Annotated in this window: 11 protein-coding genes; 10 read left to right on the forward strand and 1 reads right to left on the reverse strand. The window is 63.8% G+C overall.

Going from position 1 to position 12,009, the window contains the following annotated elements:
- Positions 1-20: 20 nt before the first annotated feature.
- The 3 genes from FJ425_RS06605 to FJ425_RS06615 all read left to right on the forward strand — a co-directional run bounded on the left by FJ425_RS06605 (position 21) and on the right by FJ425_RS06615 (position 2,571).
- Complete coding sequence (locus FJ425_RS06605; protein ID WP_140630432.1) at positions 21-479, forward strand: invasion associated locus B family protein; 459 nt, start codon at positions 21-23, stop codon at positions 477-479.
- 531 nt (positions 480-1,010) lie between these two features.
- Positions 1,011-1,955 (forward strand): alpha/beta hydrolase, encoded by a 945-nt coding sequence (locus FJ425_RS06610; RefSeq protein ID WP_140722452.1) that lies wholly within the window; start codon positions 1,011-1,013, stop codon positions 1,953-1,955.
- Positions 1,956-2,031: 76 nt separating this feature from the next.
- Positions 2,032-2,571, forward strand: coding sequence for a hypothetical protein (locus tag FJ425_RS06615; protein WP_140630438.1), 540 nt, complete (start codon positions 2,032-2,034; stop codon positions 2,569-2,571).
- 12 nt (positions 2,572-2,583) lie between these two features.
- Here FJ425_RS06615 and FJ425_RS06620 read toward each other — a convergent pair whose 3' ends face one another.
- The gene (locus FJ425_RS06620; RefSeq protein ID WP_140630441.1) at positions 2,584-4,665 is read right to left on the reverse strand and encodes a N,N-dimethylformamidase beta subunit family domain-containing protein; all 2,082 of its coding nucleotides are present in this window, start codon (positions 4,663-4,665) and stop codon (positions 2,584-2,586) included.
- 187 nt (positions 4,666-4,852) lie between these two features.
- On the opposite strand from FJ425_RS06620, the gene FJ425_RS06625 reads away from it, so the two are divergent.
- The 7 genes from FJ425_RS06625 (at position 4,853) to FJ425_RS06655 (ending at position 11,935) form a co-directional block, all read left to right on the forward strand.
- Positions 4,853-5,626 (forward strand): glucose 1-dehydrogenase, encoded by a 774-nt coding sequence (locus tag FJ425_RS06625; RefSeq protein WP_140722455.1) that lies wholly within the window; start codon positions 4,853-4,855, stop codon positions 5,624-5,626.
- Between the two features lie 189 nt (positions 5,627-5,815).
- On the forward strand, positions 5,816-7,138 hold the full coding sequence (gene hisD, locus FJ425_RS06630; RefSeq protein ID WP_140722458.1) for a histidinol dehydrogenase: 1,323 nt from the start codon (positions 5,816-5,818) through the stop codon (positions 7,136-7,138).
- Between the two features lie 15 nt (positions 7,139-7,153).
- Complete coding sequence (locus tag FJ425_RS06635; RefSeq protein ID WP_140722461.1) at positions 7,154-8,206, forward strand: alcohol dehydrogenase catalytic domain-containing protein; 1,053 nt, start codon at positions 7,154-7,156, stop codon at positions 8,204-8,206.
- A complete protein-coding gene (gene hutC, locus FJ425_RS06640) occupies positions 8,203-8,934 on the forward strand; it encodes a histidine utilization repressor (protein WP_140722464.1) in 732 nt (243 codons plus the stop codon). Before FJ425_RS06635 ends, hutC begins: the two co-directional genes overlap by 4 nt.
- Before the next feature lie 314 nt (positions 8,935-9,248).
- On the forward strand, positions 9,249-10,250 hold the full coding sequence (locus tag FJ425_RS06645) for an ABC transporter substrate-binding protein (RefSeq protein ID WP_140542715.1): 1,002 nt from the start codon (positions 9,249-9,251) through the stop codon (positions 10,248-10,250).
- A gap of 151 nt (positions 10,251-10,401) precedes the next feature.
- Positions 10,402-11,142 carry an ABC transporter permease gene (locus FJ425_RS06650; protein ID WP_181170680.1) on the forward strand — a complete coding sequence of 247 codons (741 nt, stop codon included), beginning with the start codon at positions 10,402-10,404 and terminating at the stop codon, positions 11,140-11,142.
- 10 nt (positions 11,143-11,152) lie between these two features.
- The gene (locus FJ425_RS06655) at positions 11,153-11,935 is read left to right on the forward strand and encodes an ABC transporter ATP-binding protein (RefSeq protein WP_140542710.1); all 783 of its coding nucleotides are present in this window, start codon (positions 11,153-11,155) and stop codon (positions 11,933-11,935) included.
- Positions 11,936-12,009: the final 74 nt, after the last annotated feature.

Raw genomic sequence — 12,009 nt, forward strand, 5'->3', positions numbered from 1 at the left:
TGTTGCTGACAGGTCCTGCCATGGCTGAAGATGCCAAGCCCGCCGAGCCGACGCCGGCCGACGCCAATCCCTGGGTGGTCAACTGCTCCTCAGGGTCGACCGGAACGGAGCTGCAATGCCAGGTCTCGCAGAATCTTACCGAAGCCAAGACCGGCCAGCGGGTGCTGACCGTGACCGTGCGCGGTCAGCAGAACGCCGCCGGGTTTGCCATGCTGCTTGCCCTGCCGCACGGGCTGTTCCTGCCTTCGGGCGCCTCGTACCAGATCGACAGCGGCAAGAAGGCAACCGTGGCCATCCAGACCAGTGACCAGAACGGCGCCTATGCCGCGGTGCCGCTGGCGCCCGAGCTGGTCAAGGCGATGCGTTCTGGGACGACCCTGAACATCGGCATGGAATCGGTGACGCGCAAACCGGTGACCATTCCGGTTTCGCTGAAAGGCTTCGGCGCAGCGATCGACAAGCTCGAAGCGACCAAATAGGGCACTGTAAATTGCTCAGTCGCAAGATCGAACCCGGCTGGAAGCTATACGAAAACAGCCCCGCACCTCGCTGTCATCAATATGCTGGCAGATAGCTTTGCGAACAGGCCAGCAGCTTAGTCGGTCCAGACACCAAATCGCGGTCGCAGAGCCGAATTCGACCGGCAGATCGTCAGGGCCGGATGCAAAGCCGGCTCCTCATCACGCCGCCTGACTGTGAAGTTCCGCTTCATAGCCCATTGACGTTATCGCCAATAGTCGATCGCGGGCAGCGGCCTTAGATCTGGCGGGCAAGTCTGGACGCACGCCGCAATTCGGCAGTGCGGCGCCATCGAGGCCCAGATACGCGATGTTCAGGAGAGCGACACCATGCGAGATGCGACATTTTCCCGACGCGACGTCCTTTGGACCGGTGCGCTCACCATCGGGGCCGCTTTCGCCGGGCCCCTTGGACTCGCCGCCGCGGAACGCGGCCGAGGCCCGGAGCCGGCGTCCTGGGTGGATTCGGCGACACCCGAGGTGACGCATCGCATGATCGAGACGAACGGCATCCGCTTGCATGTAGCAGAACAGGGTGAAGGTCCGCTCGTCATCCTCTGTCATGGCTTTCCCGAATGCTGGTATTCCTGGCGCCATCAGCTTGGCGCGCTGGCGAAGGCCGGGTTTCGCGCCGTGGCGCCCGACTTGCGCGGCTATGGGCGGAGCGATCGTCCGGAGGAGCTCGAGAAATATACGATCCTCCATGACATCGGCGACATGGTGGGCCTCGTCGACGCTCTGGATGCCAAACAAGCCGTGATCGCCGGCCATGACATCGGCGCCGCGATCGCCTGGCAAACGGCGCTTCTGCGTCCCGACCGCTTCCGCGCCGTGATCGCGTTCAGCCCGCCGTTCCGCTCGCGGGGATTCGGCGACGCCGGGCCGCCGACGACGCTGATGCCGCGAACCGAGGATGCCCTGTTTTACCAGCTCTACTTCCAGAGCCCGGAGGCCGAGGCGGCACTCGGTCGCGATCTTCGTCGCACCTTCTGCTCCATGTTCTACTCGCTTTCGGGCGACAGCCCGCCATCGGCCAACGCCGGGGGATTCGCCGCGGGGATGGTTCCTCGGAACGGGGACTTCCTCACCAATCCGGCGTCCCTGCCTTCCTGGATCGGCGAATCCGACATCGACGTTTATGTCGAGACGTTCGCGCGGAGCGGATTCCGCGGCGCCCTGAACTGGTGGCGCAACATCGACCGCAGCTGGGAACTCATGGCCGCCTTCGGCAAGGCCGAGGTCGCCGTTCCAGCGCTCTACATCGCGGGCGACCGCGATATCATCCTTGACGTGTTTCGACCAATCATCGCCAAGCAATCGGCGCTGGTTCCCAAGATACGGCCGGCGATCATCCTGCCGGGTTGCGGCCATTGGACCCAGCAGGAACGTGCACCGGAGGTGAACTCGGCGATGATCGACTTTCTTCGCAGCCTATAGCCGAGGAAAGGTCGGCTCGGCATGCCGCGGTGTTCGGGCCGCGGTCTCGTGAACGAAACCCAACGAGGGAGCTCGCATGTCGCCGCAAATCGTGTTCCTGACCCATCTCATCTTGGGTTATATCCCGTGGCTGCTTTGCTTCGGCGCATATATATGGCCGAGGCTCAGGGCGATGGATCATTTCGATGCGCAACGGGCCATCGCGGCCCTGCACAGCTTGCGCCTCTTCGGGCTCGCCTTCCTCCTTCCTGGCGTGGTTGGCCCCAATCTGCCTGACGGCTTCGCCACCTTCGCAGCCTATGGCAACTTCGCAACCGGGGCGCTGGCCTTGCTGGCGCTGCTCACGATCAGGGTGCGACCGTTGTTTTGGCTGCTCGTCATCGCCTTCAATCTCGTCGGGGTGGCGGACATCGCCGTCGATTTTTATGACGCGGTCCGGGTCGATCTTCCTGCAGTCGCTGGCGAACTCGGCGCCATGTACGCATTCCCGGTCATCTACATGCCGTTGCAGATGATCACGCACTTGGCCGCTTTCTACCTGCTTGTGCGTTCTCGGTCGAACGCCGTTTCCTCTTTCGTCGGCGATGCGCCCGCATCACCGGCCCGGAGGAACTAAAAGGCCATGGCGTCACGACGGAGGGCGATCGCTCGGCGTCGGAGTTGGCCTCCTGCTTTGCAATGCCGAGAGACGGTTGAGAAGGTTCAGGGTGATCCTCCCCACGTCGTTCATTGCTTTGCCGGCAGGCAGCGCGCCGCACCAGGCGACCGAACTTGCCGAAAAGATCAGGCCACCCGCAGCAAGATTTCGTAAGGTCATTTCGGCGCAGCGACGCCCGGCGCGCTCTTCGTCCCCGCCCGCGTACCAGCGCGAGGGATCCTGGAAGAAGCCGGCCGGAAAGTCCGTCGCGCGGGCGATCACGACGGTGTCTGCCGACGTGCCCAGGGCCGGGTTCGTCGCATCCACCTCGTAACCCGCGGCGGCACCCAATACGATGCCTTCCGAACCGAAGGTTTCGTCCTCGATGCCTTCAAACAGCCATGCGCATTCCGGCGCGTGGCTTTCGGACGTTCGCGTGAACGGACGCGCGCCCTCGAAACCCATCAGCGAAATCGCGCCGCCGACCAGTGAAAACTCGCCCCGGCCCCGGGAGCGAAGGTGGCCGCCAGGCTCGTTGGTTATCGACAGATATTGTTCGCTGACCGGGCCGTCCCATGTGCGGCCAGGTTCCAGGGGCGAGCGGCGCAGTTCCATCAGGTCGTCCTTGAAGGCGACCGTTCCGGCAAAGCCGTTTCCGCCGAGATAGGCGATGCTGCCGCCCTCGGCCGCGAATTGCCGCAGTGCCCCTTCCATCTCGGTCGACATGTATTCCGGATGGCTTCCGGTCACGACGGCACGATGCCCGCGGAGAGCTTCGATCCCCTGCCGATGCAGCTCGTGATCGGTGACGATGTCGAGCGCGATGCCGTTCTCGTTGCAGAATCTGAGGAAGTGCAGATCGACCGGCAGGTTGTGAGGGCAGCCGCATAGCGGGTAGTTGTAGTCGTCCCGCAATGTCACCTTGGGTTTGCGATAGGAGCAGATCGACACGCCGCTGAGATCGGAGTGATAGTCGTAGAGCGACTTGAGGCTGTTTGCGATGGCAAAGCGGTGTCCGCGGTCGTCGCACTTCCATTCATAGAGGTGGTCTGGAAGTTGCTCGTCCGCGTAAGCGAGATAGGTCGCGGTCGGCAGCAGATAAAGCAGCGGTGAGGAGGCACGCGCGGAGATGACGAAGAACACGACGCGCTCGTAGCCGCCGTCCCATTCCACCTGGAAAGCGTATACGCCCGGCTTCGCATTCTCGGGCACCGCGGCGCGGTGGGAAGCGGGCCAGTCGAGCGGTCCCATGTCATCGTCATGGCAATGGACGGCATCGTAGTGCGAAGGCACGAGCCGGGGGTCGAAGCTCGATCCGTCCCAGCGCGCCGATGTCACGCAGAATGTAGGCTGATTGATCGCATCGAGCGCCAGCGCAACCGGTCCGCCTGACGACAGGATCGGTCCCGTCGGCAGCAGGGTCGGGAAATCCCAGGCGATTGGCCCTTGGGAAGTCTCCAGCCGAATAGCCGCAAATCTCGCATTGAGAGTGAGCTCGCTTCGAGAGCTGCTCACGCCGAAGAGGATGTCGCGCCCTTGTGGATGCCATTCGGCGTCGCGCAGGCGCCGCTTGAATTCGTAAGGGGCGAGGAGGTCGTGAGATTTCAGCGTGAAGAACGGCTCCTCCTCATGCATGCCGAGCTCGACTGTCAGCCAAACCCCTTGCGGAACCGGCGCAGACAACAGACGATCGTTCCGCGTTTCCAAGGCGATCGCCCCATCGCGAAGGCCCAGCAGAAAGGAGCCCGCTTCCAGGATCGTGCGCGGCCCCGTATTGCGGGTGAGAAACAGCTCAAAGCGGATGCCCTTGACGGCAGGCGCTTTTGCAAGCTCCTCGGCGCGCAGGCGAAGGTACGATCCATGATCGAAGCTGCGATGGGCGTCCGGCTCGGATGTCGCCTCGATTGGCCAATCCACAAGGTCCGCGGCTTGTGTGTCCAGCCGGCATATCCGCACTCTTTCCACCGGCCGGCTGCAGGAGAGGGCAAGTTCCACCCGCTGGCCGGGCCTTACGCTCCAGGGCGTGGCATAACCGGCAGCGCTCATCGCTCCATGGTCAACCAAGCGGCGCATCGATCGTGCCTCTCAAATCCATGAATGACGGAGCGACTTCGCGGTCTTGGTTCCAGATCGACCGGTTGTCGCGCATGCCCCTCAACCACTACCGCAACCCAGTTGATTTGTATATGCTTGTATAGGTAAGTTCGATCCATTAGGCTCAAGGCGAGATCGCCAAGCCGGCCGTGCCAAGGAGGATCGCATGCGCAACGCTCTGCTCTTCGACCTGTCGGGCCGGAAAGCGCTTGTCACCGGCGCAAGCCGTGGCATCGGGCGTTCCATTGCCGCGGCGCTGAGCGCGGCCGGCGCCGATGTCGCCGTCACGGCACGCAGCCTTGCCTCGCTTGAGGAGACGACGGCAGCCATCCGCGCCGCCGGCGGGGTGGCGCATGCCATCGCCCTGGATGTCACCGATGTCGGCCGCTGCAGGGCGGCGACGGCCGAGGCCGCCGGCCTGCTCGGCGGTCTCGATATTCTCGTCAACAATGCCGGGATGGAGGAAGTCCGCCCCTCGCTCGATGTCGACGAGGCACTTTGGGACCGTATCGTCGACACGAATCTCAAAGGCGCATTCTTCTGCGCCCAGGCCGCCGCGCAGCACATGAAGGACGCCGGCCGGCCGGGCGTCATCATCAATCTTTGCTCGCTCACCTCCGAAGTCGGGATTCCGACGGCTGTGCCCTATGGCTCGTCGAAGTCGGGCCTGCTCGGCATGACGCGCGCGCTGGCGGCCGAGTGGGCGGATCTGGGGATCAGGGTCAACGCCATCGCCCCCGGCTATTTCAGGACGGCAATGACGGAAGTGTTCTACGGCAGCGAGGCCTGGCGGCAATCGATGCTCGCCAAGATCCCGCAGCATCGTTTCGGCGACCTGTCGGACCTGCACGGGATCGCGGTATTCCTCGCCTCCGATGCCTCGGCCTATATCACCGGTCAATCCATTCCGGTCGATGGCGGCTTTCTCGTGTCGATCTGAGTGGCCTCCGATCAGCTATGCTCGCGTTGGCAGGATCCAGAAAATGCTGGCAGCTATTATACGTACATGTATATACTTTTACAGGCTGGCATTACCTGCGGTCCTTGCCCGTGTTGCCGGTCTCACGGTCTTCCAGGCGTGTGACTGGCCATCGCCAACCGCCACCGCGTTCCAGGAGAAGGAGCAGCCATGTCCGATATCAGCTTCCACGACCTGTCGACCCTCGATGCCGACGGGCGGGCCAGCCTGTTGAGGCGCGCCGAAGCCGATCTTTCGGCCTTCGTCGAAAAAGCCCGTCCGATCATCGAGGCGGTCAGGACCGAAGGTGACGCCGCCCTGCTTCGGTTCGCGCGCGAGTTCGACAAGGCCGATGTGGCCGATGGCGGGCTCAAAGTCTCGGAAGCGGAGGTCGACGCGGCATTCGACAAGGTCGAGAAGGATGTCGTGGAGAGCATCCGGTTCGGTATCGAGAACATCAGGCATTTCCACGAGGAGCAGCGTCCGGAAACGATGTGGCTGAAGGAAATCCGGCCGGGCGCCTATGCGGGCGACAGATACACCCCGATCGCCTCCGTGGCGCTTTACGTTCCGCGCGGCAAGGGTGCGTTCCCGTCGGTGACGATGATGACCTCGGTTCCGGCTGTGATTGCCGGCGTGCCCCAGATCGCGATCGTGACGCCGCCGACTTCCGATGGGTCCGTCGATGCCGCGACCCTGGTCGCCGCACGCCTCGCCGGCGTCGAGACCGTATACAAATGCGGTGGCGCCCAGGCGGTCGCAGCCGTCGCCTACGGCACCGAGACGGTGAAGCCCGCCGTCAAGATCGTCGGGCCGGGCAGTCCCTGGGTGGTGGCGGCAAAGAGCCTGCTGTCCTCGGTCATCAACACCGGCCTTCCGGCCGGCCCGTCCGAAGCCATCATCTTTGCCGATGACAGCGTCGATGGCGGCCTTGCCGCGCTGGACCTTTTGATCGAAGCCGAGCACGGGCCGGATTCCTCGGCCTATCTGGTGACGCACAGCCGCAAGGTCGCCGAGGCCGCGCTTGCCGCGCTGCCGCAGCATTGGTCCCGCATGAGCGAACAGCGCGTCGAATTCTCGCGCGCGGTGCTGACCGGAATGCGCGGCGGCATCGTGCTGACCGCGTCCCTGGAAGACAGCTATCGCTTCATCAACGACTACGCTCCGGAGCATCTCGAGATCCTGTCGAAGGAACCGTTCGCGCATCTGGGGCACATCACCGAAGCGGCCGAGATCCTCATGGGTCCGCATACGCCGGTGACGCTCGCCAACTTTGTCCTCGGGCCCAATGCCGTGTTGCCGACCAGCCGGTGGGCGCGCACCTATGGGCCGCTGTCGGTCACGGATTTCGTCAAGCGCTCGTCGGTTGGCTATGTGACGTCGGCGGCCTATCCGGAACTCGCCCAGCATGCGCGCAGGCTCGCCCGCTACGAAGGCTTCAGCTCGCATGAAAACGCGGTGTCGGAAATCCGCAGCCGCTATCTCTCGGTCTGAGACAAAGCGAAGACGATGAAGGCCGCGCGACTTTACGGACCCGGCGACTTGCGCGTTGAGGATATCGCTGCCCCGGACGTCCCCGATGCGGGCTGGGTGAAGCTCAAGGTGGACGCCGCGGGCATCTGCGGGTCCGACCTGCACAATTTTCGCACGGGCCAATGGATAAGCCGCTCGCCTTCGACGGCCGGCCATGAATTGACGGGCACGGTGGTCGCCGTCGGTGAGGGCGTCGACACCATCGCCGTTGGCGACCGGGTGGTCGCCGATTCCCGCTTCTGGTGTGGAGAGTGCACACAATGCCGTGCCGACAGGCGCCATCTCTGCACGTCGCTCGGCTTCGTCGGCGAAATATGCGACGGCGGATTTGCCGAACAGGTCGTGCTTCCCGCGCGGCTGTTGCATAGCGTCGATGCCGCGCTTGATGCACGGGTGGCGGCGATGGCCGAGCCGCTCGCCGTCGCGCTGCACGCGGTGCGACGCCTGCCGAAAGCGGCGGCCTCGGTGCTTGTCCTCGGCTGCGGGACCATCGGCGGTCTTGCCGCATTGCTGCTCTCGCGGGCGTTCGCGGGCACCGTGCTGATCGCCGACCGCAACCAAGGCCGCTGCGCCCGCGTTGCGCGCGTGACCGGCGCCACGATCGTCGACCTGGACGCGGACGCCATTGCTTCAGCGACCGCGAATGCCCCGTTGCTTGCGGCCGTCGAGGCGACAGGCAGCATCGCCGCGCTCAGTCGGTTGCTGGGTGTCCTCGGCCCGGGCGGCACCATTGCGATGGTCGGCATCTTCCACGGCCGGCTCGACATCGACCCCAACATGCTGGTCGAGCGGGAGATTGCGTTGCTGGGCTGCCACGCCTTCGCCGACGAGCTTCCCGATGCCATCCGGATGCTGGGTGACCTGAGCGAGCCGCTGATCGGCCTGATCGACCGCGAGATCGGACTGGATGAGGTTCCCGCGGCCTATCGGCGGCTGCTGGCAGGCCAGGGGGACGGCTTGAAAACAATCATCCGGATGCGGCAACCGCTCGAGCATTCCGATGCTTGCCGGAAAGGACTTCTGAAATGAACACTTTGCCCGATACGGCCAGCCCTCTCTACGAGAAGGTCAAGGACTACATCCTGACGAACATCGGAACCGGCCGGTGGAGCAAGGACCGCAAGCTGCCGTCCGAAAACGAATTCGTGGCAGCGCTTGGTGTGTCCAGGATGACGATCCACCGCGCCTTGCGGGAACTGACCTCGGCGGGATTTCTGATCCGGCTGCAGGGCGTGGGAACATTCATCGCGCCGCCGCGGCCGCAATCGGCCCTGATCGAGATCAACAATATCGCGGCCGAGATCCTGGCACGCGGCAACAAGCATCGTTCCGAGGTTCTCGTCCTCGAAAAAATCATGCCGGCAAAGGAGCTTGCGCTATCCTTCGAATTCGCCAGGCGTTCGTCGGTCTACCATTCCGTCGTCGTCAATTTCGAGAACGATCTGCCCGTGCAGTTGGAAGAGCGCTTCGTCAATCCGAGCCTGATCCCCGACTATGACAAGCAGGATTTTTCCAAGACCGCGACCTACGACTATCTGATGAAGAAAACACCGGTGACCGAGGTCGAGCATATCATCTCGGCCATTCCGGCCGATGCCGAGACGGCGCGGCATCTGGGCATCGATGCCGGCAGCTGCTGCCTGCTTCTGCACCGCCGGACGTGGACGGGAGCGATCGTCGCCACCATCAGCAAGCTGACCTATGTCGGCAGCCGCTATTCGCTCGGCAGCCGGTACTCTCCTTCCAAAAACGGCTGATCGCGGCAAGGCGAGCCTTGTTCCGGCGCAAATCGCGTGACGGATTTCCTGGATGCGATCGACCCCAATGCCATGCGGCAAACGGATGCGGCCCGATGCCCTGGAAGCCGCGGATTTCGAGCGCTCCAGCTTGTATATGCATGTATGTATTTTCGCCTTGACATTCACCGCCGCTGACGTTGAGTATCCTTGCGCTTCCATTGAAGCGGCAGGTAAGACGCCGAGCCACAGTGCCGCAAGAGCATAAGCCCGCATTCATCCAGGCCGGATATGCAGTTCAAAGAGCGGCGCGATCATAAAGGGGAACAGAGATGATGCGTGACCTAGCAGGACAATTTCGTGCACTCGCCGTGGCCGCCGCCATCGTGTTCGCCCCGGCGGCCTATGCCGCCGACACGGCCATTCCCGCGACGCCTGAAGCGGGAACCTTCAAGATCGGCATCGAGCCATGGCTCGGCTATGGCCAGTGGCACGTTGCCGAGGCCAAGGGCCTGTTCAAGGCAAGCGGGTTGTCGGACGTCCAAATCGTCAACTTCGCGGAAGACAAGGACATCAACGCCGCGCTCGCGAGCGGCCAGCTCGATGCCGCCAACATCGCGACCCATACCGCGATGGGTATGGTTGCGGCGGGCCTGCCGGTGAAAATCGTGCTCCTGCTCGATGTCAGCATGACGGCCGACGCCATGATCGCCGGCAAGGATATTTCCTCCGTCGCCGATCTCAAGGGCAAGCAGGTCGCCTTCGAGGAGGGCACGACCAGCGACATCCTACTCAAATACGCCCTTGCCAAGAACGGCCTGTCTATCGCCGATGTGCAGCCGGTGCCGATGCCGGCGGCCGACGCCGGCAGCGCGCTGATTGCCGGACAGGTCCCGGTCGCGGTCACCTACGAACCTTATCTCACCGCGGCGAGGGCGCAGAACAAGGACGTCAAGCTGCTCTTCACCGCCGGCGAGGATCCCGGCCTGATCAGCGACGTGCTTGTGGTGCGTGACGAGGTGATCAAGTCGCGGCCCGGCCAGGTGCTTGCCATGATTAAGACCTGGGATGCGGCCCTGAAGGACTATAACGGCGATACCGCTGGCGGCCGCGCTATCATTTCCAAGGCCGTCGGTTCCAGTGTCGAGGACCTCAACACCGCCTTCGACGGCGTGCGCTATTATTCTCTCGCCGAGAACAAGAGCGCTCTGACCGGCGAGTTCTCCACCAAGACGTTCGCCGATGTCGAAGCCGCCGCCAAGAATGCCGGGCTGCTCCAGGCCGACGTGACACCGGAGCAGATGATTGACCCGTCATTCGTCAAGGCCGCGGAATGACGAAGGCTGCGTCGCGGTGGTAGCGCGGATGTCCGAGCAGCGTGCCGCCAAAACGAGCCAATCCGGCCCCGCGCAAGGGCCGGCTGCGCGACCGGTGCCGCGCCGCCGATCCTCCGGAATCGGCGCGCCCATCACACGGTCGCGCTTCCTGATGATCGCCGTGGTCGTTTTTGCCGGCCTCGGCCTCGCCTGGTGGGCGGCAACAGGCTTGGAGCTGGTGAAGCCCATCTTCCTGCCCTCGCCGGAAAGCGTGGCGGGGCAGCTCGGCAAGCTCTGGAGCGACGGCACGCTGTGGCTGGACCTCAAGGCCTCGATATACCGCATCTCCATCGGCTTCCTGATCGCCTCGGCGCTGGCGATTCCGATCGGCGTGCTGATCGGCAGCTTCAGGGTCTGGGAAGCTGCCGTCGAGCCGCTGGTGGATTTCATCCGCTATATGCCGGTGGTCGCCTTCGTGCCGCTTTCCATCCTCTGGTCGGGCACCGGCGACGCCCAGAAGTTCCTGATCATCTTCATCGGCACCTTCTTCCAGCAGGTCTTGATGATCATGGACAATGTGAAGCGGGTGCCGACGGATTTCGTCGGCCTCGGCAGGACGCTCGGTCTGCCAGACCGCAAGATCCTGACACGCATCGTGGTACCCAGCGCCCTGCCAGGCATCTGGGATACGCTGCGCATCAGCCTGGGCTGGGCGTGGACCTGGCTCGTGCTGGCTGAGCTCGTCGCGGCGACGTCCGGCCTCGGCTACCGCATCACCGTGTCCCAGCGTTATTTCCAGACGAACACCATCATCGGCTACATCCTGCTCTTGGGCGTGCTCGGTCTCATCACCGACCAGGTGATGAAGGCGCTGGGAAAGGTGCTGTTCCGGCAGGAAGGGCACGCGCAATGAGGTTCGGCCGATGAGCTTGCCCAAACTGCGCATCGAAGGCCTGCACAAGAGCTTTGGCACCGGGGAGCGGCGCACCCAGGTGCTGCGCGACATCAATCTCGATCTTGCCGACAACGAGTTCGTCTCGCTGGTGGGCACGTCGGGTTGCGGCAAGAGCACGCTGCTGTCGATCGTTGCCGGGCTGCAGGATTTCGACGCGGGCGAGCTCGACATCGACGGCTCGCCGATCCTCAAGCCCGGCCTCGACCGCGGCGTCGTCTTCCAATCCTACACGCTGCTGCCTTGGCTGACGGCGCAGCAGAACATAGAATTTGCCCTCAAGGCCGCCGGCTATGATCGCTCGACCTGCCGCAGGATCGCGCGCGAGCATCTCGACCTCGTCAAGCTTCCGCATTGCGCCGATCTCTATCCGTCTGAACTGTCGGGCGGCATGAAGCAGCGCGTCGCCATCGCGCGCGCGCTGTCCTATCGGCCCAAGATGCTGCTCATGGACGAGCCCTTCGGCGCGCTCGACGCCTTGACCAGGCACCAGATGCAGGAGCTGCTGACGCAGATATGGGAGGAGCACCGGCTGACCGTGCTCTTCGTCACCCACGACGTGGAGGAGGCCGTCTACCTGTCCGACCGCATCGTCGTGATGGGGATCGGCCCGGGACGCATCATGCGAACCTTCAACGTCGACATAGAGCGGCCGCGCCGGGAAGAGATCATGGAAAGCGCCGAGTTCATGGACCTGCAGCGCAATGTCCACAAGGCGATCCGCGAAGCTTCAAGACGTCCAGAGATGGCATGAGGCGAGCCAGCCTTGCCGGGCCGCCTGCGGAGTTGCCCCTCTGCGAGTAGTGGCACTGCAAGGGGATTTTGACC

This window comes from Mesorhizobium sp. B2-7-2, assembly GCF_006440775.1.
In the GTDB taxonomy this organism is placed as follows: Bacteria; Pseudomonadota; Alphaproteobacteria; order Rhizobiales; family Rhizobiaceae; genus Mesorhizobium.